The sequence below is a fragment of the Bradyrhizobium sp. ma5 genome, assembly GCF_042258955.1.
In the GTDB taxonomy this organism is placed as follows: domain Bacteria; phylum Pseudomonadota; class Alphaproteobacteria; order Rhizobiales; family Xanthobacteraceae; genus Bradyrhizobium.
Map to the genome: position 1 here is coordinate 2,926,070 of NZ_CP170156.1, position 24,878 is coordinate 2,950,947.

24 protein-coding genes are annotated in these 24,878 nt (G+C 65.1%); 12 read left to right on the forward strand and 12 right to left on the reverse strand.

Annotated elements, in window-relative coordinates:
• Positions 1 to 84 precede the first annotated feature (84 nt).
• On the reverse strand, positions 85 to 993 hold the full coding sequence (locus ACE103_RS13455) for a DMT family transporter (RefSeq protein ID WP_375779814.1): 909 nt from the start codon (positions 991 to 993) through the stop codon (positions 85 to 87).
• A gap of 81 nt (positions 994 to 1,074) precedes the next feature.
• Here ACE103_RS13455 and ACE103_RS13460 point away from each other — a divergent pair, with 81 nt between their 5' ends.
• Complete coding sequence (locus ACE103_RS13460; RefSeq protein WP_375779815.1) at positions 1,075 to 2,532, forward strand: PLP-dependent aminotransferase family protein; 1,458 nt, start codon at positions 1,075 to 1,077, stop codon at positions 2,530 to 2,532.
• A gap of 131 nt (positions 2,533 to 2,663) precedes the next feature.
• Here the strand turns inward: ACE103_RS13460 and ACE103_RS13465 are convergent, their stop codons facing one another.
• The 5 genes from ACE103_RS13465 to ACE103_RS13485 form a co-directional block, all read right to left on the reverse strand.
• Positions 2,664 to 3,884: an alpha/beta fold hydrolase gene (locus ACE103_RS13465; RefSeq protein ID WP_375779816.1), complete on the reverse strand. Its 1,221-nt coding sequence runs from the start codon at positions 3,882 to 3,884 to the stop codon at positions 2,664 to 2,666.
• A 27-nt stretch (positions 3,885 to 3,911) separates the two neighbouring features.
• A complete protein-coding gene (locus tag ACE103_RS13470; RefSeq protein ID WP_375779817.1) occupies positions 3,912 to 4,574 on the reverse strand; it encodes a sulfite oxidase-like oxidoreductase in 663 nt (220 codons plus the stop codon).
• 13 nt (positions 4,575 to 4,587) lie between these two features.
• Complete coding sequence (locus ACE103_RS13475; protein ID WP_375779818.1) at positions 4,588 to 5,910, reverse strand: MFS transporter; 1,323 nt, start codon at positions 5,908 to 5,910, stop codon at positions 4,588 to 4,590.
• 85 nt (positions 5,911 to 5,995) lie between these two features.
• The gene (locus tag ACE103_RS13480) at positions 5,996 to 7,222 is read right to left on the reverse strand and encodes a cytochrome P450 (protein ID WP_375779819.1); all 1,227 of its coding nucleotides are present in this window, start codon (positions 7,220 to 7,222) and stop codon (positions 5,996 to 5,998) included.
• A 73-nt stretch (positions 7,223 to 7,295) separates the two neighbouring features.
• Positions 7,296 to 7,502, reverse strand: coding sequence for a ferredoxin (locus tag ACE103_RS13485; protein ID WP_375779820.1), 207 nt, complete (start codon positions 7,500 to 7,502; stop codon positions 7,296 to 7,298).
• 279 nt (positions 7,503 to 7,781) lie between these two features.
• Here ACE103_RS13485 and ACE103_RS13490 point away from each other — a divergent pair, with 279 nt between their 5' ends.
• Positions 7,782 to 8,483 (forward strand): haloacid dehalogenase type II, encoded by a 702-nt coding sequence (locus ACE103_RS13490; RefSeq protein WP_375779821.1) that lies wholly within the window; start codon positions 7,782 to 7,784, stop codon positions 8,481 to 8,483.
• 60 nt (positions 8,484 to 8,543) lie between these two features.
• Here ACE103_RS13490 and ACE103_RS13495 read toward each other — a convergent pair whose 3' ends face one another.
• Entirely contained in the window at positions 8,544 to 9,164 is a 621-nt protein-coding gene (locus tag ACE103_RS13495) for a TetR/AcrR family transcriptional regulator (RefSeq protein ID WP_375779822.1), read from the reverse strand.
• Between the two features lie 115 nt (positions 9,165 to 9,279).
• Between ACE103_RS13495 and ACE103_RS13500 the strand changes: the two genes are divergently transcribed.
• On the forward strand, positions 9,280 to 10,026 hold the full coding sequence (locus tag ACE103_RS13500; protein WP_097670495.1) for an SDR family NAD(P)-dependent oxidoreductase: 747 nt from the start codon (positions 9,280 to 9,282) through the stop codon (positions 10,024 to 10,026).
• Between the two features lie 348 nt (positions 10,027 to 10,374).
• Complete coding sequence (locus tag ACE103_RS13505) at positions 10,375 to 11,007, forward strand: TetR/AcrR family transcriptional regulator (RefSeq protein ID WP_375779823.1); 633 nt, start codon at positions 10,375 to 10,377, stop codon at positions 11,005 to 11,007.
• 208 nt (positions 11,008 to 11,215) lie between these two features.
• On the opposite strand, the gene ACE103_RS13510 is transcribed toward ACE103_RS13505, so the two are convergent.
• Entirely contained in the window at positions 11,216 to 12,640 is a 1,425-nt protein-coding gene (locus tag ACE103_RS13510) for an amidase (protein ID WP_375779824.1), read from the reverse strand.
• Between the two features lie 88 nt (positions 12,641 to 12,728).
• Between ACE103_RS13510 and ACE103_RS13515 the strand changes: the two genes are divergently transcribed.
• Positions 12,729 to 13,580, forward strand: coding sequence for an alpha/beta hydrolase (locus ACE103_RS13515; protein WP_375779825.1), 852 nt, complete (start codon positions 12,729 to 12,731; stop codon positions 13,578 to 13,580).
• Between the two features lie 97 nt (positions 13,581 to 13,677).
• On the opposite strand, the gene ACE103_RS13520 is transcribed toward ACE103_RS13515, so the two are convergent.
• Positions 13,678 to 14,454 carry an SDR family oxidoreductase gene (locus ACE103_RS13520; RefSeq protein ID WP_375779826.1) on the reverse strand — a complete coding sequence of 259 codons (777 nt, stop codon included), beginning with the start codon at positions 14,452 to 14,454 and terminating at the stop codon, positions 13,678 to 13,680.
• Positions 14,455 to 14,623: 169 nt separating this feature from the next.
• On the opposite strand from ACE103_RS13520, the gene ACE103_RS13525 reads away from it, so the two are divergent.
• The gene (locus tag ACE103_RS13525) at positions 14,624 to 15,700 is read left to right on the forward strand and encodes a tartrate dehydrogenase (RefSeq protein ID WP_097670499.1); all 1,077 of its coding nucleotides are present in this window, start codon (positions 14,624 to 14,626) and stop codon (positions 15,698 to 15,700) included.
• A 166-nt stretch (positions 15,701 to 15,866) separates the two neighbouring features.
• Here the strand turns inward: ACE103_RS13525 and ACE103_RS13530 are convergent, their stop codons facing one another.
• From ACE103_RS13530 to ACE103_RS13540, 3 genes are all read right to left on the reverse strand, one after another.
• Positions 15,867 to 16,778: an NAD(P)-dependent oxidoreductase gene (locus ACE103_RS13530; RefSeq protein ID WP_375779827.1), complete on the reverse strand. Its 912-nt coding sequence runs from the start codon at positions 16,776 to 16,778 to the stop codon at positions 15,867 to 15,869.
• A gap of 30 nt (positions 16,779 to 16,808) precedes the next feature.
• The gene (locus ACE103_RS13535; protein ID WP_375779828.1) at positions 16,809 to 18,059 is read right to left on the reverse strand and encodes a Zn-dependent hydrolase; all 1,251 of its coding nucleotides are present in this window, start codon (positions 18,057 to 18,059) and stop codon (positions 16,809 to 16,811) included.
• 124 nt (positions 18,060 to 18,183) lie between these two features.
• On the reverse strand, positions 18,184 to 19,101 hold the full coding sequence (locus ACE103_RS13540) for a LysR family transcriptional regulator (protein WP_212311182.1): 918 nt from the start codon (positions 19,099 to 19,101) through the stop codon (positions 18,184 to 18,186).
• A 120-nt stretch (positions 19,102 to 19,221) separates the two neighbouring features.
• Here ACE103_RS13540 and ACE103_RS13545 point away from each other — a divergent pair, with 120 nt between their 5' ends.
• From ACE103_RS13545 to ACE103_RS13570, 6 genes are all read left to right on the forward strand, one after another.
• Entirely contained in the window at positions 19,222 to 20,040 is an 819-nt protein-coding gene (locus ACE103_RS13545; protein ID WP_375779829.1) for a putative hydro-lyase, read from the forward strand.
• Between the two features lie 86 nt (positions 20,041 to 20,126).
• Positions 20,127 to 21,374: an ABC transporter substrate-binding protein gene (locus tag ACE103_RS13550; protein WP_375779830.1), complete on the forward strand. Its 1,248-nt coding sequence runs from the start codon at positions 20,127 to 20,129 to the stop codon at positions 21,372 to 21,374.
• Positions 21,375 to 21,602: 228 nt separating this feature from the next.
• Complete coding sequence (locus ACE103_RS13555) at positions 21,603 to 22,436, forward strand: branched-chain amino acid ABC transporter permease (protein WP_249788354.1); 834 nt, start codon at positions 21,603 to 21,605, stop codon at positions 22,434 to 22,436.
• Positions 22,436 to 23,422 (forward strand): branched-chain amino acid ABC transporter permease, encoded by a 987-nt coding sequence (locus ACE103_RS13560; protein ID WP_375779831.1) that lies wholly within the window; start codon positions 22,436 to 22,438, stop codon positions 23,420 to 23,422. Before ACE103_RS13555 ends, ACE103_RS13560 begins: the two co-directional genes overlap by 1 nt.
• On the forward strand, positions 23,419 to 24,150 hold the full coding sequence (locus tag ACE103_RS13565) for an ABC transporter ATP-binding protein (RefSeq protein WP_375779832.1): 732 nt from the start codon (positions 23,419 to 23,421) through the stop codon (positions 24,148 to 24,150). Before ACE103_RS13560 ends, ACE103_RS13565 begins: the two co-directional genes overlap by 4 nt.
• A complete protein-coding gene (locus ACE103_RS13570; protein WP_092125049.1) occupies positions 24,134 to 24,838 on the forward strand; it encodes an ABC transporter ATP-binding protein in 705 nt (234 codons plus the stop codon). Before ACE103_RS13565 ends, ACE103_RS13570 begins: the two co-directional genes overlap by 17 nt.
• Positions 24,839 to 24,878 lie beyond the last annotated feature (40 nt).

The following is a 24,878-nucleotide window of genomic DNA, read 5'->3' on the forward strand; positions in this document are numbered from 1 at the left end:
AAGGCCGACATGCAGCGATGTCGGTTTCGACGTCAGCTTCCGAGATCGAAGCGGACGTGACGAATCTATGAGTACAGGCCCTAACTACGCCCGCGCCGGCGCGTCCGCGAGCGCGCTCAACGCGATGCCGCCGACGATCAGCGCCGCGGCGATCGCGAGCGACAGATCGATCGGCTCGCCGAGCAGCAATGCCGCGGTCACGATGCCGACGATCGGCGTCCCCGTCGTGCCGAGCGAGGTCGTCAGCGCCGGCAGGCTCTTGTTGACCATGGACATCGCCCAATAGGCCAGCGCGGTGCCGATGAAGCCGGAATAGAGGAACAGCAGCACGAGGTGCGGCGACCATGTCACCGCGGGAACGCCCTCGGTGACCAGCGCCGTCATCGTCAACACCAGCGTCGCGACCAGCACTTGCCACAGCAGCAGCTGCAGCGGCGTCGCGATCCAGCGATGCGAGCGGATGTAGATGATGTTGGCGGCCCAGCAGATCGCGGCGAGGATGATCATGCCGGCGCCGGCGATGACGTGCAGGTTGCTCCAGTCCAGCGACGCCGGGTTGAGGATCACGCAGAGGCCGGCGAGCCCCAGCGCGACACCGACCAGCTTCAGCGTTCCGAGCTGTTCGGTCCGCGCCGCGCCAGCGGCCAGCGCGACCCACAGCGGGGTGGTGTAGCCGAGCACGATGCCCTTGCTGGCCGGCAGATAGCGCAGGCCGGCCGCGACCAAGGTCGAGAAGAACGTCATGTGCAGCAGCGCGACGCTGAGCACGACAGGAACATCAGCGATCCGCGGAATGATCAAATTGCCGCTGGCCCGCAGGATCACCAGCAGGGCGACCAGCGCGACCCAGCTACGGATCGATGCGGTCCAGAGCGGCGGCACCGACACGACCAGCGATTTCGTCACCGACCAGTTGATGCCCCAGGCCAGCACCACGACGATGAACAGGGCGGTGGCCTTGGCAGGGGAGAGTGATTGGTTCACGGGCGGCATCCTTGCAGGCGATACCGCTTCTGAATAGGATCGCGCTGGCTCTCTCGAAAGAGCCAGATTTGACAGATCAAAGGAGCCAGATTGATTCTCGCTGAATTGCTCGCGCTGAAGCGTGCCGATGATGCCGGGCTGACCGCGCAGCTGACGCAGCAGCTGCGCGGACTGATGGCAAGCGGCCGGATCAGGAGCGGGGCCGTGCTGCCATCGAGCCGCACCCTTGCGGCCGAGCTCGACGTGTCGCGCAACACCGTCACGCACGCCTACGAGCAGCTCGCGGCCGAGGGATATCTGCGCGTCGCCGCGCGGCGGCGGCCGGTGGTGTCAGACGATATTGAGGCGCGCTTCGCCAGGGCGGTGCCGGCCCCGCGGGGCGATGCCGCCCGCAAGCCGCTACTGTCGCCCTGGGCCTTGCAGCTCTCGGGCATGGATTGGCCGCTGTCCTACCAGGCCGATTTCCGGCCGCTGCGTCCTGGGCTCGCGGATGCGCGCGAGTTTCCACACGAGATCTGGGCGCGCTGCCTGCGGCGCAGCGCGCTGCGCCGTCGCTTCAACGACCAGACCGTGATCAACCGGCCCAGCCTGCGCGAGGCCTTGCGCGACTATCTCGAAATCAGCCGCGGCGTGCGCGCCGAGGCCGATCAGATCCTGATCCTGCCGACGGCGCAGGCGGCGCTGACGCTGATCGCCGCGACCACTATTGTTACCGGTGATGCGGTGTGGACCGAAGATCCCGGCTATCCCGGCGCCGCGGCGGCGTTTCGCGCGGCGGGTGCCGACGTCGTCGGCGTCAGGCTCGATCAATGGGGCATGATACGGACGCGCGAGGCGCGCGCGCCGAAGCTCATCTTCACGACGCCCTCGCATCAGCATCCGACCGGGCGGCTGATGCCGGTGGCACGCCGCACCGAGCTGCTGGCGGCGGCCGAGCCCGGCAAGACCTGGATCGTCGAGGACGATTACGACGGCGAGTTTCATTATGACAGCCGCCCGATGCCGGCCCTGCAAGGGCTCGATCGCGAGGGACGCGTGCTCTATCTCGGCACCTTCGCCAAGGCGACGACCGCCGATATCCGCATCGGTTATCTGGTGGTGCCGCCACAACTGGCGCGGACGATGGAGATCGCGCAGCGCCACCTCGGGCTGATGGCCTCCGTGCACGTCCAGGAGGCGCTGGCCGGCTTCATGGGCGACGGGCACTTCCTGGCGCATGTCAGGCGGATGCGGCGCATCTATCGCGCGCGCCGGGACCACTTAGCCACGGCTCTGGCGCGGCACCTCGAACCAGTGCTCACGGCCGAGGTCCCGCCGGGCGGCATGCAGCTGATCGCGCGTTTCAGGGATGGCGCCCCGGACCGGAGCGCCGTGGCGCGACTGGTCGCCGCCGGGGTCGAGGTGCGCGCGCTGTCGAGCCTCGCACTGGAGCGGCCGCACGACCACGGCCTGTTGCTCGGCTTCGCCGCCTGGCGCGAGAACGAGATCGGCGCCGCGGTCCGCATCATGGCGAACTGCCTGACCGGCAAGCGCCCGGCGCGTGGGTAGAGAGGCATGCATGATTTCGGAATAATAGAAGAATACCCCCGAGTTGCCCGACATGTCAAGTCGCCTTGTCGAACGCCGCTGGCCGCCGGCTACTGTGCATGGGGTTGTTTTCGATATTTTCAGTGCGCCCCTTACTCCGCCGCCTTGGTGACGATCCGCACCTCCGACGTCAGCGTCTTGTGCACCGGGCACTTGTCGGCGATCTCCATCAGCCGCTTGCGCTGGTCAGCATCGAGGTCGCCCTCGATCCTGATGACGCGATCGATCTGGTCGAGCATGCCCTCGCGCGTCTCGCACTCCTCGCAATCCTTCGCATAAATCTTGTTGTGCTGAAGCGTTACGGTGATGCGATCGACCGGCAGCGACTTGCGGTCGGCATACATCCGCATCGTCATCGAGGTGCAGGCGCCGAGACCCGTGAGCAGGAAATCGTACGGCCCGGGGCCGGTGTCATTACCGCCAACGCTGACCGGTTCGTCGGCGATCAGCCGGTGCGGCCCGGTAGTGACGATCTGCTGGAACTTGCCGTTGCGGGTCTCCTGCACCACGAGGTTGCGCGGCGCGCTGCCGGCGTCGGCCACAGGCTGCGGCGCGAGGTCGACGTAGCGCTCGGCCCAGGCGCCGATCACGTCGGCGACATAGGCGGCATCCTGCTTGCCGCTCAGCAGATGATCGGCACCGGCAAGCGAGACGAAGCTCTTGGGGTGCTTGGCCGCAATGAAGATATTGGTGGCGTTGTCGATGCCGACGGTGTCGTCGGTCGGCGAGTGGATGACCAGCAGCGCCTTGTGCAGCTGCTTGACCTGCGCCATCAAATTCTGCTCCGCGACGTCGTCGAGGAATTCGCGCTTGATGCGGAACGGGCGGCCGGCGAGCGACACTTCGCCTTCACCCTGCGCGCGGATGTCCTCGATCCGGTCCTTGAAGAAATGCGTGACATGGACGGGATCGGACGGCGCGGCGATAGTCGTGACCGCCTTCGCCTCGGGAATCCGGCCTGCGGCCGCGAGGATCGCGGCGCCGCCGAGGCTGTGACCGATCAGGATCGCGGGCGCCTCGCGCGTCTCGCGCAGATGGTCGGCGGCGCGGACGAGATCGGCGACGTTCGATGTGAACGTCGAATTGGCGAAATCGCCCTCGCTCGAGCCGAGGCCGGTGAAGTCGAACCGCAGCGTGGCGATGCCCTTGGCGGCCAGCGCGACCGCGATGCGCTTGGCCGCCAGCACGTCCTTGCCGCAGGTGAAGCAGTGCGCGAACAGCGCATAGGCCTTGATCGGGCCATCAGGCGTATCAAGTGCTGCGGCAAGCTGATGGCCGCCCACACCGGTGAATTGAAAGCGTTCATGCGGCACGGGCAGGCTCCATCATTGTGTTGGGTGTCAGTCGCCAGAATAGCGCTGTTCGGCCCAGGGATCACCGCGATTGTGATAGCCGCGCACCTCCCAGAAGCCGGGCGCATCTTCGGTCAGGAATTCGATGCGCTGCAGCCACTTCGCGCTCTTCCAGAAATAGAGATGCGGCACCACCAGCCGCACCGGGCCGCCATGCTCCTGCTCCAGCGGCTTGCCCGACCAGCTATGGGCGAGCAGCGCGTCCTCGGCAGCGAAATCCTCGAGCGCCAGGTTCGTCGTATAACCGTCATACGAATGCAGCGCGACGAAGCGTGCGTCATCGCGCGGCCGGCAGGCGGCGAGCAGGTCGCGGGTCGAAAGCCCCTCCCATTGATTGTCGTAGCGCGACCAGGTGGTGACGCAGTGGATGTCGGAGACGAATTGGGTCTGCGGCTGCGCCGCGAATTGCGGCCAGGTCCAGTAGATCGTCTGCTCGACCGCGCCGTAGACGTCGAGCCGCCAGCGCTCCCGCGTCACGTTCGGCATCAATCCGAGATCGAGCACAGGCCAGTCGGCCGTCAGATGCTGTCCCGGCGGCAGGCGCTGCTCGTCCGGCCGGGTGATCCTGCCGGTGAGGAATTTGCCCTCGCGCGCCCAGCGCTGCTTGCTGCGCGTCAGCTTGCTCTCGGGCGGCTCGGCGTCGTCGATCATCGGCGTGGCGTCATCATTCGTGGCGATGCATCGCGGAATCGTGCTTGGTGTCGCGCATGGTCGAATAGATCAGGAGCGAGAGGAAGATCATGCCGCTGAGATAATAGTAGAACCAGTCCTCATGCCCGATGCTCTTGAAATAGAGCGCGACCGCAGGCGCGGTGCCGCCGAAGATCGACACCGTGATGGCGTAGGGCAGGCCGACACCGAGCGCACGGACATTGGTCGGGAACAGCTCAGCCTTCACGATCGCATTGATCGAGGTGTAACCGGCGACGAAGATCCAGGCGCTGCAGATCAGGAGGAAGGCGATGAAGGGCGATTTGGTCTCCTTCAGGGCGGTCAGGATCGGGATCGTCGCCAGCGTGCCGACGACGCCGAAAAAGATCAGCAGCGGCTTGCGGCCGATCCGGTCGGACAGCGCGCCATAGATCGGCTGCAGGAAGGTCGCGAAGATCAGCGAGCCGAAGATCACGAAAGTGGTCTGGTCCTCGGTGAGGCCGACCGACAGTTTCACGAAGGTCTGCATGTAGGTGGTGAAGGTATAGAACGCCGCGGTGCCGCCGGCGGTGAGGCCAACCACCAGCAGCAATTCGCGGGGATAGTTCAGGAGGCCGACGATCGAGCCGGTCGGCTTGGAGAGCTTCTTGGCCTCCTCGAACGCCTCGGTCTCGTGCAGGCCGCGCCGCATCACCGCCGCGAAGATCGCGAGCATAGCGCCGATCACGAACGGAATCCGCCAGCCCCAGGCCTTCAGCTCGTCCGGCGTCAGGAACACCTTCTGCAGCAACAGCAGCACGATGATCGCGGTGAGCTGGCCGCCGATCAGCGTGACGTACTGGAAGCTAGAATAGAAGCCGCGATGCTTGGCGTCGGCGACCTCGCTGAGATAAGTGGCGCTGGCGCCGTATTCGCCGCCGAGGCTCAGGCCCTCGATGATGCGGGCGAGCGCCAGGATCGCCGGTGCGGCAATGCCGATCGTGGCATAGGTCGGCGTCACCGCGATGATCAGCGAGCCGAAGCACATGCAGACCACCGAGAGCGTCAGCGACAGCCGCCGGCCGTAGCGGTCGGCGATGTAGCCGAACAGCCAGCCGCCGAGCGGGCGCATCAGGAAGGTCGCGGCAAACAGCACGGCGGCATTGAGCTGCTGCACCACCGGATCGCTGTGCGGGAAGAACGCCGGCGCGAAATACAGTGCGAACGCGGTGTAGGCGTAGAAATCGTACCATTCGACGAGATTGCCGACCGAGCCGATGAAGATCGCCTTGACCCGCCGCTCGACGTCATGGATGTCGAGATGGTCGCTCGCGGATTGAGCGGTTTGTTCGGACATTGGCAGGCCTCCCCGGATTCTCTGGCGCGATTCCGGGGCAACCTATCGCATTTGCGTGGTGCGATGTAACTGCTGTCCTGTTCCTTTAGGCGTTCTTGCCGAACAGAACGGGCAGTTGACGCGGGCCGCGCACCGTGCCTTCGGACCAAGTCACCTTGCCGGCCGGGTCGAGGCGGAAATCCGGAATCCGCTTCAGCCATTCCTCGATCGCCACCTGCATCTCCATCCGCGCCAGGTTGGAACCGACGCAGCGGTGGATACCGAGGCCGAAAGCGGCGTGGCGGTTCTCCTTGCGGTCGATCACCACCTTGTCCGCATCGGGGAACATGGCGGGGTCGCGGTTGGCCGCGGGGAAGGACAGCAGCACCATGTTGCCGGCCTTGACCGGGCAGCCGGAGATCGTGGTTTCCTTCATCACCTCGCGGGCCATCGTCACCGGCGAATAGGCGCGCAGGAATTCCTCAATCGCGGTCGGGATCAGCGCCGGCTCCGCGACCAGGCGCTCGCGATCGGCGGGCGTTTTGGCGAGGTGCCAGAGCGAGGAGCCGAGCGCGCTCCAGGTGGTGTCGATGCCGGCGATCAAAAGCAGCCGCAGCGAGCCGAGCACGTGCTCGTCGGTCAGCGGCTGGCCGCCGGGGCCCTTGGCCCGCAAGAGCTGCGAGATCAGATCGTCGCCCGGCTCAAGCTTGCGCTGCTCGAGATGGGCCATGAAGTAGCCGGTCATCTCGCGCACGCCGCTCATCATCTCGTTCTCGTCCTTGATGCCGAGCTCGAGGATCTGGTGGATCCATTTAATGAAGAGGTCGCCGTCCTTCTCGGGGATGCCGAGCATGTGCGCGATGGCGCGCACCGGGATGTGCTTGGTGTAGCGCGCCGCGGCGTCGCAATGGCCATCGGCGATGAATTCGTCGATCAGCTCGTTGCAGATCGCGCGCACCCGCGGCTCCAGCCGCTTCATCGCGTCCGGCGTGAACGGCGGCAGCAGCACCTGCTTGGCGGGCTTGTGCTCCGGCGGATCGGAGGTGATCGGCGGCGCGCGGGCCGAGATCTCCGGGCGGACATCGCGCACGATGACTCGGCGCGAGGAGAAGTGCTCGGTGTCGTAAGCGATCTCCTTCACCGCCTGATAGGTGGTCGGCATGTAGCAGCCGAGGAAGCGCTCGGTATGCACGACCGGCGAGGCCGCGCGCAGCGTCTCCCAGATCGGGAACGGGTCGTCGGTCCAGACCGGATCGGTATGGTCGAAATCATGGACCCAATCGGTGACCGGGGGATGCTCGGGCAGAAAGCTTGCGGACGGGGAATCGGACATCGGCTCGTTTCCTTCTCGTTCGATCAAATGCTGGTCGGCTCAACGGGAGGCACGCGGCCATCCCTGCGGGCTGCTATTCCTCGGTGACTTCGATCGCGATTTCCGGGCAGTTGGTCTGCGCGAGCCAGGCCTTGTCCTCGAGCCCGGCCGGAACGGTCCCGTCGCCGACTTCGTGGGCGTTGCCGAATTCGTCGAGCTCGAACAGTTCGGGGGCGAGCGATTTGCAGCGGGCGTGACCCTGGCATTTGTCCTGGTCGACGCGGATTTTGAGCTTGGACATGCAAGCACTCTCCCTCGGCTCTGGCGCACAGGTGGAGCGCGCCGGGTTCCTCATCTTAGTTTATGCAAGTCCAGCTTGCTTGGGCGGCCGGCCCTTTAGCCGGCTCGCCAAGTTATAGCATATTACATTATCGTCGTGCTCGCGCGTCAAGCGAAAACTGCGCGCGTCCCACCGCTGGGTCTCATCATTTGGATATTCGATCGAAGTCATTGAGGAATTTAATTTCCAAATGACGTGAGGAATCGCCAACCTTCCCCGGAAGGGTGGAGGGGATTTGCGATGACACTCATTGGCCCGCGTCCGGACTGGCTGACGTTCGATTGCTATGGGACGTTGATCCAATGGGATGAGGGCTTGATCGCGGCGACCAATCGAATTCTGGCCCGCTCCGGATCGCGGATCGAGCCGCGTGCGTTCATCGCGGTGTTTGATCGCCACGAACATGCCCTCGAGCGGAGCCGCCCGCATCTGTCGTTCAGGGAGGTGACGGCGAGGGCGCTCGAAGCCGCCATGACCGAGTTGTCACTGCCCTCGGATCCGAACGATGCGGAGATCCTGACCTCGTCGATCGGCAAGATGCCGCCCTTTCCGGAAGTCGTCGCCACGCTCGGCCGTCTGAAGGCCGCGGGTTTCAAGCTGGCGATCATCTCGAACACCGACGATGCGATCATCGCCGGGAACGTCGCGCAGCTTGGCGGGCACATCGATCGGGTGATCACTGCGCAGCAGGCCCGCGCCTACAAGCCATCCCGCGAAACATTCGAATATGCCTGGGCGTCGATCGGAATCGACAAGCCGCAGCTCGTCCATATCTGGGCCAGCCCGCATCTCGACCTCGCCGCGGCCCGCGATCTCGGCTTCCGGGCGATCTGGATCGACCGCGGCACGGGCCGTCAGCCGTTGCCGGACTACTCCCCGAACAAGGTTGCCGCCGCACTCGATCAGGTTCCGGGATTTCTTTCCGAAGCCGGCTGGATGTAGCTCGCGAGAGACCCGGATGAGCGCTGACCGAGCCGATGCACTCCCGGGAGACGCGCTCCCTTAATGCTTGCGCGCCGTCGGCGCGGTGAGCGGGCCCCAGGCGGCGAGGGCGGCTGCTGCGATCTGCTCGAGCTGCTTGCGGGTGGCGCCGTCGCGCGCCTGGATCGACATGCCCTGCTGCACCGTGATGTAGTATTGGGCGATCGCGTCCAGGTCGGCCGCGGGCGAGATCTCGCGACGCTCGACGCCCTGGCGCAGACGTTCGCGCAGCTCGGTCACCGCCTGCGCGCGCCGCTGCACGAGTTCGCGCCGCACGGTCTCGGAATGTTCGTTCGGATGCAGCGCCGACAATACCACCAGGCAACCGGGCGGGCGTGAGCGGCGGGTGAAGACGCGCGCGGTCTGCATCAGGAAGGTTTCCACGGCCTGATAGGCGGTGTGCGTCTCTGCCACCGCACCCCAGATCAGTCCACCTTCGCTCGCCACGTAATAGTCGAGCGCCTTGCGGAACAGGTCCTCCTTGCTGCCGAAGGCAGCGTACAGGCTGGGCGAGGCGATACCCATCGCCGAGGTGAGGTCAGCCATCGAGGCGCCCTCATAGCCCCTCAGCCAGAATACCTCCATCGCGCGCGCCAGAGCGGCGTCCTTATCGAAATTCCGGGGGCGGCCACGCTCAGCCATTGGTTCGTCCATTTCTGTGTCGATCACTAAATAATTCACTTGACGTGCCGGCGCAAGCTTCCTAATTCTGTGTCGATCGTTACAGATATATCGCCACCAACAAAATGAGCCGAACATGACCCAGTCCCTGCAGGGAAAACGCGCCCTCGTCACCGGCGGCAGCCGCGGCATCGGTGCAGCCATCGCCAGGCGGCTTGCCGCCGAAGGCGCCGACGTCGCCATCACCTATGAACGCTCGGCCGATCGCGCGGAAGCCATTGGAGCTGAGATCAGGAAACAGGGCCGCCGTGCGCTGGCGCTGCAGGCGGACAGCGCGGACGCCAGCGCCGTGCGCGGTGCGGTCAACGCAGCCGCCAAGGCGTTCGGCGGCCTGGATATCCTGGTCAACAATGCCGGCATCTTCCGCGGCGGCGGTTCGATCGATGCGGTCACGCTGGAAGATATCGATGCTACGCTGGCCGTGAACGTGCGGGCGGTGGTGGTCGCATCGCAGGCCGCGGTCGCCCACATGGGCGAGGGCGGCCGCATCATCAATATCGGCAGCAACCTCGCCAGCCGGGTGCCCGATGCCGGCATGAGCCTCTATTCGATGAGCAAGTCGGCGTTGATTGCCTGGACCCAGGGCCTGGCCCGCGACCTCGGCGGCCGTGGCATCACGGTCAATATCGTCCATCCCGGCTCCACCAACACCGACATGAACCCGGCCGATGGCGAGCAGGCCGAGGCGCAGCGCGCGCGCATGGCGATCAAGCGCTACGGCAAGGCCGATGACGTCGCTGCCCTGGTCGCGTTTGTCGCCGGTCCCGAAGCCGGCTCGATCAATGGCGCCGGTCTCACGGTCGATGGCGGCGCCAACGCCTGACGACGTTGGAGCGAGGAGTGCGCTGCCCCTGCGCGCTCCTCGGCCCTGGTGCCCGTGCTGGCCCCGCGACCCTACGGTTACGATCCGTATCGTCGCAGGCGGCCGGGCATGATGGCCGTCTCGCGTGCGGAATCCCGAGCCCTTCGGCCGCCTGGACCCCGGCTGGGAACCCGTTAAGCAAGTCGGAGTCCCCGGGTGATCTTGATAGACTTTCTAATGGACGCGCTTGCCGATTTCGCGGTTAATTGCCAATGGACGTCTCGTCCGCGGATGGAAGTGACCTGAACGCCCGATGTCGCTATTGTGGCGTATCCGCTTTAGCTTGGCCGACCGGTGATCAGCATCTCGATGGGACAAATCGTTCGTAAGTCGTTCAAAACCTACCACCATGGCGACCTCCGGGAGGCGCTGATCCAGGCCGCGCTGCGCGAGGTCGAGCTCGGTGGCCCCGAAGCGATCAGCATCAAGGCGCTGGCCAAGCAGCTCGGCGTCTCGCAACCGGCGCCGTATCGGCATTTCGCTGACCGCGAAGCGCTGCTGGAGGCGGTGACCGCGGAAGCGTTCCGGCAGTTCAACGTGATCATGCGCGAGGCGATCGCGCAGCCCGGCAACGCCTCGAAACTGTCGCGCTTTGCCCAGGCTGCGCTGGCCTTCGGGCTCGAGCGCCACGGCATCTACCGCTTGATGTTCGCGTCCAGAACCATGGCCTGCGCGCCTCTCGGCAGCGAGCTGCACGTCGCGGCGATGGAAACGCTGGCGCTGCTGATCGAGTCGTTCGAGGCGCCGGCCGTCGGGCTGTTGCGCGAGCGGCAGGCGCTGAAGATCTGGGCCGGGCTGCACGGCATCGTGATGCTTGCCGAGCAGGGCCTGCTCACCGGCGAGGTCGGCCAGATCAGCCGCGAGGAACTGATGGACGAGATCGTCGAGCAGACCAAGCTCGCGCTCACCGCCGCGCTGCATGCGACGGAAGAAAAAGCGTAGAGCAGATCGTCTGCAGTCTATGCCTTCGTCCCATGGAGATAGGTAGCCCCGTCATTGCGAGGAGCGACGCGACGAAGCAATCCATCGCTCTGCGCGCTCGATGACAATGGATTGCTTCGCGGAGCCTGTCATCGGGCGCGCGTTCGCGCGACCCGTTGGCTCGCAATGACGAAGTGGAGGGCGTTGCCCACGCTCTCCACCATGAGGGTTAGGATCTCGGCGCGCGCGGATCGATCGGGGTGGTGCCGCGCACGCCCAGAATGTCCTCCAGCACTTTCGCGCCGGCCAGAAGCTGCGCCTCGGCGCGGGGCTTGGCGATCATCTGCAGGCCGACCGGCAGGCCAGACGCGGTGAAGCCGCAGGGCAGCGACAGCGCCGGGCAGCAGGCCAGCGTGATCGCGTAGACGATGCCGAGCCATTCGACGTAATTGTCGAACTTCTTGCCGTCGCATTCGTCGACATAGCGGTTCTCGACCGGGAATGGTGGCACGATGGTCGCGGGCGCCAGCAGCAGGTCGTATCGCTCGAAGAACTCGAGCGCACGCGCGGTGATCGCGACGCGCTGCGCCTCGGCGCGTTCGAGCTTCTCGACGGTGAGCTTCAGCCCTTCCTCGATGTTCCAGATCACTTCGGGCTTGAGCAGGTCGCGCTTGGTGCGCAGCAATTCGGCCTTGCTGATCGCGAAATCGAACGCGCGCAGCACGTGGAAGCATTCATGGGCCTCGCGGAAGTCGGGATGCGCCTCCTCGACGATCGCGCCGGCTTCCGCGAAACGCTCCGCGGCCTTGCGGGTCACCGCCTTGACCTCGGGATCGACAGGCGTGATGCCGAGATCGGGCGAATAGGCGATGCGCTTCGGCTTGCTGCCCGACCGCGTCGCCGACAGGAACGATGTCGGCAGCACCGGCAGCGACAGCGGATCGGCAGGATGCTCGCCGCTCATCGCGTCGAGCAGCAGCGCGAGGTCCTCGACATTGCGCGCCATCGGTCCCTGCTGGCCGAGCGTGCGGTCGACGCCGAATTTCGGCGTCTGTGCGACGCGGCCGATCGACGGCCGGAGGCCGACGACGCCGCAGAAGCTCGCCGGGTTGCGCAAGCTGCCGCCCATGTCGGAGCCGTGCGCGAGCCACGCGGTGCCGCTGGCCAGCGCCGCCGCGGCGCCGCCGGAGGAGCCGGCGGCGGAGCGCGATGTGTCCCAGGGATTGCGGGTCGGGCCGAACACCTCGTTGAAGGTGTTGGCGCCGGCGCCGAATTCCGGCGTGTTCGATTTGGCGTAGATCACGCCGCCGTTCTGTTCGAGGCGCTCGACCAGGATGTCTGACTTCGCGGGGACATTGTCCTTGAAGATCGGCGAGCCCTGCGTGGTGAGCACGCCGGAGACGGCGGTGAGGTCCTTGATCGGAACGGGAAGGCCCGCAAGCAGGCCGCGCTCGCTGGCCGGCTTCTGCATCAGGGCCTTGGCATGGGTGCGGCCGCGGTCGAAGCAGAGCGTCGGCAGCGCGTTGACCTTGCCGTCGACCTCGGCGATGCGCTTTTCCAGCACATCGAGCAGGTCGAGCGGCGTGACGTCGCCGGCTTTCAGTTTCTCGACGACGGCACACGCCGTTTCCTTCACCAAGCCCTGATCAGCCATGCACCGTTGCTCCTATGTCTTCTGTTTCCTTGTGCTGTAGAACATTTCCTGCCGTCGTGGCAATGCGACGAGAACCGAAGAGGCAGGGATGGCAGCGTTGTTTTCCGCGCTGGACTGGCGCGCGATGAGCCAGCAGGAGCGGGACCTCGGCTTGAACAATGGCGTTGCCGTCAAGGGCAGCGCCGAGATCGCCGCCGGCTGGGAGCAGCGCTCCGCGGCGACGCGGCGGAAGCATCCCGACCATCTCGACCTCCGGTACGGTCCGCGTGAACGCAACCGGATCGATTTCCTTAAAGCCCGCGACGGCGCGCCGACCTTGCTGTTCATCCACGGCGGCTATTGGCAAACCCGCGCCAAGGAGGTGTTCACGCTCTTTGCCGAGGGGCCGATGTCGCACGGCATCAATGTGGCCCTGATCGGCTACACGCTGGCGCCGGATGCGACGCTCGATGACATCGTCGCCGAAATTCACGCCAGCATCGATTTTCTGGCCGGGCAGTTACCCGCGCTCGGCGCCGCTGCCGAAGGCATTGTCGTGTCGGGCTGGTCGGCCGGCGGACATCTGACGTCAATGGCGTTGTCGAACGCCCATGTCCGGGCCGGCATGGCGATCTCCGGCATCTATGACCTCGAGCCGATCAGGCATTCCTACCTCAACGAGAAGCTGAGGCTCGACGAAGCCTCTTCACGGCGCAATTCGCCCACGATGCAGGAAGGCGGCACGGCAAAGCCGCTGTCGCTCGTGGTCGGCAGCGCCGAACTGCCGCTGCTGCGCAAGCAGACCGCCGATTTCGCCGGCCATCGCGCCCGTTACGGCTTGCCGGTGACCTATGAGGAGATCGCGGGAGCCGATCATTTCTCGATCATGAACCAGATGCTGGCGCCGCAGGGGCGCGTCACCACGCTGATCCGGCAGTTGTTCGAACGGACGGCCGACTAGGCCGTCATTGCGAGGAGCGAAGCGACGAAGCAATCCATCGCTCCGCATATGCCGACGCATGGATTGCTTCGCTTCGCTCGCAATGACGTGGTGGGAACTAACCCCACCCCGACGTCAGCCCGCCATCGACCGTGTAGATCACGCCCGACGTATAGCCGGCGCGATCTGACGCAAGGAACGCCATAAGGTCGCCGATCTCGCGCGCGTGCGCGGGGCGGCCGAGCGGGAGGCCCTTCTGGAACTCCTTGTAGCGGTTCTCGTCGCCGAACTGGCTCTTGGCGCGGGTCTTGAGCAGCGTGACGTGGCGGTCGGTGCCGACCGGGCCGGGGTTGATGCCGACGACGCGGATGTTGTCGGCGAGGCTCTTGCCGCCGAGTGCGCGGGTGAACGACATCAGCGCCGCATTGCCGGCGCTGCCGCAGATGTAATTGGCGTCGAACTTCTCGCCGGCTGCGCCGATGTCGTTGACGATCACGCCGCCGCCGCGCGCCTTCATCTGGGCGTAGACCGCGCGCGTCAGATTGACATAGCCGAACACCTTGAGCTCCCAGGCGTGCCGCCAGGTCGCCTCGTCGATCTTGTCGATCGAGCCGCCGGGGATGTCGCCGGCGTTATTGACGAGGATGTCGATGTCGGCGGCCTCCTTGGCCAATCGCGCAAGATCTTCGGATTTGCGCAGGTCGACGACGCTGATCGCGGCATCGATCTGGTGCGCGGAGCGCAGCCGCTCGGCCAGTGCCTTCAATTGCTCGCCGTTGCGGGCGGCGAGCAGCAAATTGGCACCTTCCTCGGCAAAGGCTTCGGCGGCGGCCGCGCCAATGCCCTTGGAGGCGCCGGTGATCAGGACACGTTTGCCGCGCAGATGCAGATCCATGGGATGTCTCGCTTTGGTATGAGGAATGGATGTCAGCGAAATTGGTGGGGCAGGGTCGCGCCGCGGTCAACACTGCACTGCAGCGTTGCGCTCGCGCGAAGTTTGGTCCATTGCAGGACCATCAGGATAGGCGGCATTGCCGGCCGGGCAAATCACAAGGGTGTTCTCGATGAGCAGCAAAAAGCAGTATCGGATTGCAGTCATTCCCGGTGACGGCATCGGCAAGGAAGTGATGCCGGAGGGCCTGCGCGTCATCGAGGCGGCGGCGAAGAAACACGGCGTCGACGTGAAGTTCGACCATTTCGACTTCGCCTCCTACGACTATTACGAGAAGCACGGCGAGATGATGCCGGCCGACTGGAAGGACCAGATCGGTAAGCATGACGCGATCTATTTCGGCGCGGTCGGCTGGCCGGCCAAGATCCCGGATCACATTTCGCTGTGGGGTTCGCTGATCAAGTTCCGCCGTGAATTCGACCAGTACGTCAACCTGCGCCCGGTGCGGTTGATGCCCGGCGTGCCGTCGCCGCTGGCAAACCGCAAGCCCGGCGATATCGACTTCTGGGTGGTGCGCGAGAACACCGAAGGCGAATATTCCTCGGTCGGCGGCCGCATGTTCCCGGATACCGACCGCGAATTCGTCACGCAGCAGACCGTGATGACCCGCATCGGCGTCGACCGCATCCTGAAATTCGCGTTCGATCTGGCGCAGTCGCGGCCGAAGAAGCATCTGACTTCGGCGACCAAGTCGAACGGCATCTCCATCACCATGCCCTATTGGGACGAGCGCGTGGAGGCGATGGCCAAGAAGTATCCCGGCGTGAAGTGGGACAAATACCACATCGACATTCTCACCGCGAACTTCGTGCTGCATCCGGACTGGTTCGACGTCGTGGTCGGCTCCAATCTGTTCGGGGACATTCTCTCCGACCTCGGTCCGGCCTGCACTGGCACGATCGGCATCGCGCCGTCGGGCAACATCAATCCGGAAGGCAATTTCCCGTCAGTGTTCGAGCCGGTGCACGGCTCGGCGCCTGATATCGCGGGGCAGGGCATCGCCAACCCGATCGGCATGATCTGGTCGGGCGCGATGATGCTGGAGCATCTCGGCGAGAAGCAGGCGGCAGCCGCGATCGTCGGCGCGATCGAGCGCACGCTCGGCGAACGCACGCTGCGCACGCGTGATCTCGGCGGCAACGCCGACACCACGGCGTGCGGCAAGGCCGTGGCGGAGATGGTGGAGTAGGCTGCGTTGTCAACCACGGGTCGTCCTGGCGAAAGCCAGGACCCATTACCCCGAGTGCTTGTTGGCTTGATAGGTCTGACCACCGCCCTGCGCGATGACACAGGCCGGCGGTAATGGGTCCTGGATTGCGCTCGCTACGCTCGCTTGTCCAGGACGACGCCGATAATTATTGCTTCACGATCCTGCGGCAATGCTCCCATGCCGCATGGATCAGGTTCTCGCTCGCTTCGGGCGTGCGGAACGCGGAATGCGCCGACAGCGTCACGTTCGGGATCTTCGTCAGCGGGTGATCCTTCGGCAGCGGCTCGATGTTGTAGACGTCGAGGCCGGCGTGGCGGATGTGGCCGGAGTTGAGCGCATCGATCATCGCCTGCTCATCGACGATGGCGCCGCGGGCGGTGTTGATCAGCACCACGCCCTTCTTCATCTTGGCGATCTTCTCGCGCGTGATCATCCCGCGGGTCTCGTCGTTCAAGAGCAGATGGAGCGAGACCACGTCGCTGTTTGCCAGCACGGTGTCGAGCTCGGTGAATTCGACGCCCGGATGGCTCTTCGGCGACCGGTTCCAGGCGATCACCTTCATGCCGCTGCCGAGCGCGATGCGGGCGACCTCGGCGGCGATGCCGCCGAAGCCGACCAGGCCGAGCGTCTTGCCGGTGAGCTGCATGCCGTCCTCGCGCAGCCAGTTGCCGGCGCGCATCTCGCGGTCCATCTGCGCGATCACCCGCGCCGACGACCACATCAGCGCGATCGCGGATTCCGCAACCGCGGTGTCGCCATAACCCTTGATCAGATGCACGGAGATGCCGAGCTCCGCGAGCTCTTCCGGATTCATATAGCTGCGCGCGCCGGTGCCGAGGAACACGACGTGCTTCAGGCCGGCGCACTTTTTCGCGATGTCGGTCGGCAGCGCGGTGTGATCGACGACCGCGATCTCGGCGCCGTCGAGCACCGCCGGATAGTCCTCGGACTTGATGTCCGGGTTGCGGTTGATCCGCATCTTGGGATCGCCGGGCTTTTCCAGCCGCTCCGTGATGACAGCGAGCGATTCATTGGCGTCGACAAACACTGCGCGCACGAAAGCCTCCATTGAAGGAAGAAGGGATGATCAGGATGCGACGCCGGCGAGCGCCAGCACCGTATGCATCAGGACGTTGGCGCCGGCGGCGCAATCGGTCTGCGTGGCGTCTTCCAGCTCGTTATGGCTGATGCCGTCCTTGCAGGGCACGAACACCATCGCCGCCGGCATCACCGTGTTGAGGTTGCAGGCGTCGTGGCCGGCGCCGGAGGTGATGCGGCGGTGCGAATAGCCGAGCTGCTGGGCCGCGTTCTCCACGGCGTCGACCAGCTTCGGGTCGAAATGTGTCGGCGCCTTGCGCCAGACGAGATCAAGCTGAACCTCGACCTTGCGCTTTGCTGCGATCTCGGTGACCGCAGCCCGGAGATCGCGATCCAGCGCGTCCATGATCGCAGCATCGGCGCTGCGGCAATCCACCGTGAAGGCGATCTCGCCGGGGATGACGTTGCGCGAGGGGCTTGCGATCACCGCCTCGCCGATGGTGCCGACCGCCTTCGGGCCATGTTTCTTTGCGATGCTTTCCATCGCCAGCACGATCTCCGACAGCGTCGCCAGCGCATCGCGGCGCAGCGGCATCGGGGTCGAGCCGGCATGGCTCTCGAAGCCCACGATCTTGCCGTCGTACCACAGCACGCCCTGGCCGGAATCGACCACGCCGATGGTCTTGCCTTCGGCCTCCAGGATCGGGCCCTGCTCGATGTGCAACTCGACGAAGCTGGTGAACTTCTGCCGCCCGACCGGGGCATTGCCGCGATAACCGATCGAGTCCAGCGCCTGCGCCACCGTGACGCCCTCGGCATCCTTGCGCGACAGAATGTCGTCGGTGGTGAAATCGCCGACATAGGCGGCCGAGGCCATCATCGCCGGCGCAAAGCGCGAGCCTTCTTCGTTGGTCCAGTTGCAGATGCAGATCGGCAGCTCGGTCTCGATCCCGGCATCGTTGAGCGTGCGCACCAGTTCGAGCCCGGCCAGCGTGCCGAGGATGCCGTCATATTTGCCGCCGGTCGGCTGGGTGTCGAGATGCGAGCCGACGCCGATCGGCGGCTTCGACATATCCCGCCCTTTGCGCAACCCGAACATCGAGCCGAGCGCGTCGACCTGCACCTCGAGGCCGGCGCTCTCGCAGGCCTTGCGGAACCAGTCGCGCACCTGCTTGTCTTCGGCGCCGAGGGTCAGCCGCCGCACGCCGCCCTTTGGCGTTGCGCCGAACTGCGCGGTTTCGTGGATGGTGCCCCAGAGGCGGGCGGAATCGATCTGCAGGTTGGTGGCGGCTCGGCTCATGTCGTCAGTCCATTTTTATTCGGTCATTCCGGGGCGATGCGCCAGCATCGAACCCGGAATCTCGAGATTCCGGGTCTGGTCCTTCGGACCATTCCGGAATGACATTTGATTATCCGGCACTCGTTCAATGGCGCGCCGCTTCCATCGCGTCAACCGCCACGCTCGCCTGCGCGATCTGCCTGGCGAGATGGGCGACACGCTCGATGGCGACCGCATCGGGGGAGGCGAGCCAGCTCGCGGTGAAGGTGAGGGGCGGCAGCTTGAGGTCGGTATCGAGCAATTGCAAGCGGCCGTCGGCGAGCTCGTTCTCGACGATCGCCGATGGAATGACGGCAATGCCAAGGCCTTCATTGGCCATGTGGATCACGGTCGCGAGCGAGGTCGAGGCATGCAGCCGGATCGGCGGCAGATCGGGGGCATTGAACAGCGCGCGCACGGTCTCATAGGGCTGGGTCTTGCGCGGAAACGTGATGATCGGAAACCGCGCCAGATCCCGCCGCGCCACCGGGCCGGGGCCGAGGCCGAGCGACGGGCTCGCCAGGAAACCGATCGGGTAATCGCACAGCACATGATTGTGCGCGCCGGATGCCGAGACCGGTCCGAGCACGAAGGCGAGCTCGATCTCCTGCGCCAGCAGTCGCGGGGTCAGGTTCGGCGTGATGTCGACCTCGATCTCCAGCGACAGGTTCGGGTAGATCTCGTTGACGCTCTTGACCAGCCGCGGCAGCCAGGTGTGCACGATGGTCTCCGCGACACCGAGCCGCAGCGCGCCGCGCATCGCCGAGCGGTCGCCGACCTCCGCCATCATCTCCGAACGCAGGCCGATCAGCTTTTCGGCGTAGGTCATCATCAGCCGTCCGCTCGGCGTCGGCGAGGCCACCCGGTGATCCCGGTTCAACAGCTTGACGCCCATCTCGCGCTCCAACTGGGCGATGCGCTGGGAGATCGCCGGCTGGGTGGTGTTGAGCCGCTGGGCGGCGCCGCGGAAGCTGCCGAGCTTGACGACCCAGAGGAAGGTTTCGATCGAGCGGAAGTCCGTCATTGGAAGCATATCCCCGATCGATAAATCCTATTTATCGATTTTGATTAGAAAGGACGATTAGACATTATATCACGCTTGGTGTTGGTTTGTCCTTGTCGAGATTATGGGCAGGAGAATCCCATGACTGTTTTTGCGGCAGTGCAGCGATCTCAGAGGGAGCCGGTGCTGGCGAGCGTCGAAGCGCGGCGCGCCAGCCGCAACGGCATGGCATCGGCCACCACGGCCGGTCTCGCCAACGGTTTCGTCCAGGGCAATCTGGCGATCCTGCCGGAGAAGCTCGCCGGCGCCTTCCATCGCTTCTGCCAGCTCAATCCGAAACCGTGCCCGATCATCGGCATGTCGGATGTGGGCGATCCCCGGATCCCCGCGCTCGGCCTCGACCTCGACATCCGCACCGACGTGCCGCGCTACCGGGTCTGGCGCGACGGCGAGGTGGCGGACGAGCCGACCGACATCACCAAATACTGGCGCGACGATCTCGTCACCTTCGTGCTCGGCTGCTCCTATTCGTTCGAGGAGGCGCTGCTGGAGGACGGGCTGCCGATCCGTCACATCGAACGCAACCTGCGTGTGCCAATGTACCGGACCAACATCGCCTGCCAGCCGTCGGGGCCGTTCGCGGGACCGATGGTGGTGTCGATGCGCCCGTTCAAGCCGGCGGATGCGATCCGCGCGGTGCAGATCACCTCGCGTTTCCCGTCGGTGCACGGCGCACCGGTCCATCTCGGCCATCCGCATGCAATCGGCATCAAGGACATCGCCAAGCCCGACTATGGCGATCCGGTGCCGGTGGCCGATGACGAGATCCCGGTGTTCTGGGCCTGTGGCGTGACGCCGCAATCGGTGATCGCAAGTGCGAAGCTGCCTTTCGCGATCACGCATTCGCCGGGCCTGATGCTGGTGACCGATCTCAGGAACAAGCAGCTGGCTGTGCTCTGAATAGGCAATTCGTGCAATTCATTGAGGCTTTACTGCGCGCTACAAGCGTCACATCGATAATAACAAGCTGACCAAGGGGAATTTCGATGACGATCTCTCGCCGTAACGTGTTGCTGGGTGCCACTGCCGCCGCTGCGCTCGGTCCGATGGCCGCGCGCGCGCAAACGAGTGAAGTGGCAATCGGCGTGATCTATCCGCTGTCCGGCTCCAGCGCCGCGATCGGCGTCGACGCGCAGCATGCCTTCAACACTGCGGCCGAGATCATCAACAAGAACTATGATTTCGCGCTGCCGCTCGCCAAGGGCGAGGGCTTGTCCGGCCTCGGCGGCGCCAAGGTCCGCCTGGTGTTCGCCGACCATCAGGCCGATCCGCAGAAGGGCCGCGCCGAGACCGAGCGCCTGATCACCCAGGAGAAGGTCTGCGCTGTCGTCGGCACCTATCAGAGCGCGGTTGCCGTCACCGTCAGCCAGACCTGCGAGCGCTACGGCGTCCCGTTCATCTCGGCCGACAACTCCTCGCCGAGCCTGCATCGCCGCGGCCTGAAGTATTATTTCCGCGCCTCGCCGCATGACGAGATGTTCTCGGCCGCGATGTTCGACTTCTTCGATGCGATGAAGAAGAAGGGCCAGAAGATCGAGTCCCTGGCGCTGTTCCACGAGGACACCATCTTCGGCACCGATTCGGCGAACGCCCAGACCAAGCTCGCCGGCGAGCGTGGCTACAAGATCGTGGCCGACATCAAGTACCGCGCCAACTCGCCGTCGCTGACCGCCGAGGTGCAGCAGCTCAAGGCGGCGAACGCCGACGTGCTGATGCCGTCGAGCTACACCACCGACTCGATCCTCTTGGTCAAGACCATGGCCGAGCTCGGCTACAAGCCGAAGAACATCATGGCGCAGGACGCCGGCTTCTCGGAGAAGGCGACCTATGACGCGGTCGGCGACAAGCTCGAGGGCGTGATCTCGCGCGGCAGCTTCTCGCTCGATCTGGCACAGAAGCGGCCGATGGTCGGTCTCATCAACGAGATGTACCGCGCCAAGTCGGGCAAGGACTTCAACGATTACACCTCGCGCCAGTTCATGGGCCTGATCGTGATGGCCGATGCCGTCAACCGTGCCAAGTCGACCGACGGCGAGAAGATCCGCGAAGCGCTGGTCGCCACCGACATGCCCGGCGACGTCACCATCATGCCGTGGCGGCGCGTCAAGTTCGACGAGATGGGGCAGAACAATTTCGCCGATCCGGTACTGCTGCAATACACCGCGAAGAACTTCGTGACGATCTTCCCGGAACAGGCCGCCGTCTCCGAGGCGATCTGGCCGATGAACAGCTGATCGGTCGGACGCTAGAGGGGGGCAGACGGCGGTGATTATTCCGGGACTGAAGACGTTCGTCATTGCGAGGAGCGCAGCGACGAAGCAATCCATTCTATCTGCTTGCGGCACGATGGATTGCTTCGCTTTGCTCGCAATGACGCGCGGCATGCGCCGTCACCCCGAAGGCACGGAGCACTCACTGTGACAGCCGAGACCATTATCCAGAGTTTGGCGAGCGGCCTCCTGATGGGGCTGCTCTATGGACTGATCGCCGCTGGCCTCGCATTGATCTTCGGATTGATGGACGTCGTGAACTTCGCGCACGGCGAGTTCCTGATGATCGCGATGTACGTGACCTTCTTCCTGTTCGCGTTCTTCGCGATCGATCCCTTGCTTGCGGCGCCTTTGGTCGCCGCGGCATTGTTCGTGTTCGGCGCGGTGGTCTACCTGCTGGTGGTCCGCTTCGCGATGCGCGCCAAGGCCAATGCCGGCATGGTGCAGATCTTCTCCACCTTCGGCCTTGCGATTGTGATGCGGGGCCTTGCCCAGTTCTTCTTCACGCCGGACTACCGCAGCGTCACCAACTCCTGGGTCGGCGGCAAGACGATCTCGATTGGCGGCATCTATCTGCCGGAGCCGCAGCTGATCGGCGCGATGCTGTCGATCGCGGCCTTTGTCGCGCTCTACTTCTTCATCAATCGCACCGATTTCGGCCGCGCGCTCGAGGCGACACGCGAGGACGCCGGCGCGGTGGCGCTGGTCGGCATCGACAAGAACCGGGTGTTCGCGCTCGGCTGGGGCCTTGGTGCAGCGCTGGTCGGACTTGCCGGCGCCATCATGGCGATCTTCTTCTACATCTATCCCGACGTCGGCGCGTCGTTTGCGCTGATCGCCTACGTCACCGTGGCGCTCGGCGGCTTCGGCAGCGTGTTCGGCGCCTTTGCCGGCGGCATCATCGTCGGTCTGGTCGAGGCGACCACCGCGCTGATCCTGCCGCCGTCGCTGAAATCGGTCGGCATCTATGCCGTCTATCTCCTGGTCGTCTTCATCCGCCCGCGTGGCCTGTTCGGATCGATGTGATGGACACCCACTTCGCCCAACCCCGCAGGCGTGACCTGATCGTGGCGGCCTGCCTTGCGGTGATCGCCGCGCTGGTGCCGCTGTTCGTCAAGGACGTCTACGTCCAGAACATCATGGTCCTGACCCTGATGTATGCCGCGCTGTCGCAGAGCTGGAACATCCTGTCCGGCTATTGCGGACAGATCTCGCTCGGGCACGCGCTGTATTTCGGGCTCGGCGCCTACACCACCGCACTCTTGTTCACCAAGTTCGGTGTGCTGCCGTGGTTCGGCATGCTGGCGGGCGGGGCGATCTCCGCGGTGATCGCGATGGCGCTCGGCTATCCCTGCTTCCGCCTGCGCGGGCATTATTTCGTGATCGCGACCATCGTGATCGCGGAGATCGCGCTGCTCTTGATCCAGAACTGGGATTGGGCGGGTGCCGCACTCGGCATCGATATCCCGGTGCGCGGCGACAGCTGGCTGAAATTCCAGTTCACCCGCTCGAAGCTGCCGTACTTCTATTTCGCGCTGGCGCTGGCCTGCATCGCCTGGCTCGTCACCTGGTGGCTGGAAGATTCCAAATGGGGCTATTGGTGGCGCGCGGTGAAGGATAATCCGGATGCTGCCGAGAGCCTCGGCGTCGTCGTGTTCAATTCCAAGATGGGCGCGGCGGCGGTCTCCGCCTTCCTCGTTGCCGTCGGCGGCAGCTTCTACGCTCAGTTCGTCTCCTATATCGACCCCGAAAGCGTGATGGGCTTCCAGTTCTCGCTGTTGATGGCGCTGCCCGCAGTGCTCGGGGGCATCGGCACGCTGTGGGGGCCGGTGCTCGGCGCCGTGATCCTGATCCCGCTCACCGAACTGACGCGGTCCTTCGTCGGCGGTTCCGGCCGCGGCGTCGACCTGATCGTCTATGGCGCGCTGATCGTCGCGATCTCGCTGGCACTGCCGAAGGGGCTCGTCAGCGTGTTCAGCATGCTCTCCGGGCGCAAGGAGGCCGCGCGATGACGGCACTCCTGGAGACTCGCGGCGTCTGGCAGCGCTTCGGCGGCCTCGTCGCCAACAGCGACGTCTCGATCTCGGTCGGCCGCGGCGAGATCGTCGGCCTGATCGGCCCGAACGGCGCCGGAAAATCGACGCTGTTCAATCTGATCGCGGGCGTGCTGCCGCCCACCCAAGGCTCGATCATCTTCGACGGCGAGGACGTGACCAAGCTGCCGGCCGCCGAGCGCTGCCAGCGCGGTGTCGGACGCACCTTCCAGGTGGTCAAGAGCTTCGAGACCATGACCGTGATCGACAACGTCATCGTCGGCGCGCTGATCCGCAACACCAAGATGCGGATCGCGCGACAGAAGGCCTACGAGGTCCTTGAGTTTTGCGGCCTTGCGGCGCGCGCCGGCAAGCTTGCCGCCGACCTCGTCCCGTCGGAGAAGCGCCGGCTCGAAGTCGCCCGTGCGCTCGCCACCGAACCGAAGCTGCTGCTGCTCGACGAAGTCCTCACCGGGTTGACGCCGGTCGAGGCACAGACCGGTGTCGAGCTGGTGCGCAAGGTCCGCGCCACCGGCGTCACCGTGCTGATGGTCGAGCATGTGATGGAAATCGTGATGCCGCTGGTCGACCGTGCCATCGTGCTCAATCTCGGCAAGGTGCTGGTCGAGGGCAAGCCAACGGAAGTCGTCCGCAATCCGGAAGTCATTTCTGCCTATCTCGGGGATCGTCATGCTGTCGGTGCGTGAAGTCACCACCGCCTATCAGGGCCTAGTTGCGATCTCCTCGGTGTCGATCGACGTCACCAAGGGCGAGATCGTCTGCGTCGCCGGCGCCAATGGCGCCGGCAAGTCGACGCTGTTGAAATCGATCGCCGGCGCCGAGCGTCCGCGCGCCGGCACCGTCACCTTCGACGGCAAGCGCATCGACGGCCAGCCGCAGCACGTCATCACCGCCGGCGGCATCGCCTTCGTGCCGGAGAACCGCCGGCTGTTTCCGCGACTCTCGGTGCGCGACAATCTGCGGCTCGGCAGCTATCTCTATCGCAGCCAGTCCGACCGCGATGCGCCGCTCGATCTGGTGTTCAATCTGTTCCCGCGGCTCGGCGAGCGGCTGGAGCAGCGCGCGGAGACCTTGTCCGGCGGCGAGCAACAGATGCTCGCGATCGGCCGCGCGCTGATGACGCGGCCGCGGCTTCTGATGCTCGACGAGCCGTCGCAAGGCATTATGCCGAAGCTGGTCGACGAGATCTTCCAGGCCGTGAAGCGCATCCGCGACGCCGGCATGACGGTCCTGATCGTCGAGCAGCGCATGGCCGAATGCCTGGAGATCGCCGACCGTGCCTACATCCTGCAGACCGGCCGCGTGCTGATGCAGGGCACCGCGGCCGAGATCACCGGCAATCCCGACGTGCGCAAGGCGTATCTGGGGCTGTAGCCCGACCGCTATGACGTCTCCGCACGCACTGCCGTCATCC

Bases quoted from the DNA above. Each gene is read 5' to 3' on its own strand.
- ACE103_RS13545 (WP_375779829.1), top strand. From the start codon at position 19,222: ATGACTGTTTTTGCGGCAGTGCAGCGATCTCAGAGGGAGCCGGTGCTG.
- ACE103_RS13570 (WP_092125049.1), top strand. From the start codon at position 24,134: ATGCTGTCGGTGCGTGAAGTCACCACCGCCTATCAGGGCCTAGTTGCG.
- ACE103_RS13555 (WP_249788354.1), top strand. From the start codon at position 21,603: ATGGGGCTGCTCTATGGACTGATCGCCGCTGGCCTCGCATTGATCTTC.
- ACE103_RS13515 (WP_375779825.1), top strand. From the start codon at position 12,729: ATGGCAGCGTTGTTTTCCGCGCTGGACTGGCGCGCGATGAGCCAGCAG.
- ACE103_RS13565 (WP_375779832.1), top strand. From the start codon at position 23,419: ATGACGGCACTCCTGGAGACTCGCGGCGTCTGGCAGCGCTTCGGCGGC.
- ACE103_RS13500 (WP_097670495.1), top strand. From the start codon at position 9,280: ATGACCCAGTCCCTGCAGGGAAAACGCGCCCTCGTCACCGGCGGCAGC.
- ACE103_RS13560 (WP_375779831.1), top strand. From the start codon at position 22,436: ATGGACACCCACTTCGCCCAACCCCGCAGGCGTGACCTGATCGTGGCG.
- ACE103_RS13505 (WP_375779823.1), top strand. From the start codon at position 10,375: ATGGGACAAATCGTTCGTAAGTCGTTCAAAACCTACCACCATGGCGAC.
- ACE103_RS13475 (WP_375779818.1), bottom strand. From the start codon at position 5,910: ATGTCCGAACAAACCGCTCAATCCGCGAGCGACCATCTCGACATCCAT.
- ACE103_RS13540 (WP_212311182.1), bottom strand. From the start codon at position 19,101: ATGACGGACTTCCGCTCGATCGAAACCTTCCTCTGGGTCGTCAAGCTC.
- ACE103_RS13490 (WP_375779821.1), top strand. From the start codon at position 7,782: ATGACACTCATTGGCCCGCGTCCGGACTGGCTGACGTTCGATTGCTAT.
- ACE103_RS13485 (WP_375779820.1), bottom strand. From the start codon at position 7,502: ATGTCCAAGCTCAAAATCCGCGTCGACCAGGACAAATGCCAGGGTCAC.
- ACE103_RS13550 (WP_375779830.1), top strand. From the start codon at position 20,127: ATGACGATCTCTCGCCGTAACGTGTTGCTGGGTGCCACTGCCGCCGCT.
- ACE103_RS13520 (WP_375779826.1), bottom strand. From the start codon at position 14,454: ATGGATCTGCATCTGCGCGGCAAACGTGTCCTGATCACCGGCGCCTCC.
- ACE103_RS13525 (WP_097670499.1), top strand. From the start codon at position 14,624: ATGAGCAGCAAAAAGCAGTATCGGATTGCAGTCATTCCCGGTGACGGC.
- ACE103_RS13535 (WP_375779828.1), bottom strand. From the start codon at position 18,059: ATGAGCCGAGCCGCCACCAACCTGCAGATCGATTCCGCCCGCCTCTGG.
- ACE103_RS13455 (WP_375779814.1), bottom strand. From the start codon at position 993: ATGCCGCCCGTGAACCAATCACTCTCCCCTGCCAAGGCCACCGCCCTG.
- ACE103_RS13480 (WP_375779819.1), bottom strand. From the start codon at position 7,222: ATGTCCGATTCCCCGTCCGCAAGCTTTCTGCCCGAGCATCCCCCGGTC.
- ACE103_RS13470 (WP_375779817.1), bottom strand. From the start codon at position 4,574: ATGATCGACGACGCCGAGCCGCCCGAGAGCAAGCTGACGCGCAGCAAG.
- ACE103_RS13510 (WP_375779824.1), bottom strand. From the start codon at position 12,640: ATGGCTGATCAGGGCTTGGTGAAGGAAACGGCGTGTGCCGTCGTCGAG.
- ACE103_RS13495 (WP_375779822.1), bottom strand. From the start codon at position 9,164: ATGGCTGAGCGTGGCCGCCCCCGGAATTTCGATAAGGACGCCGCTCTG.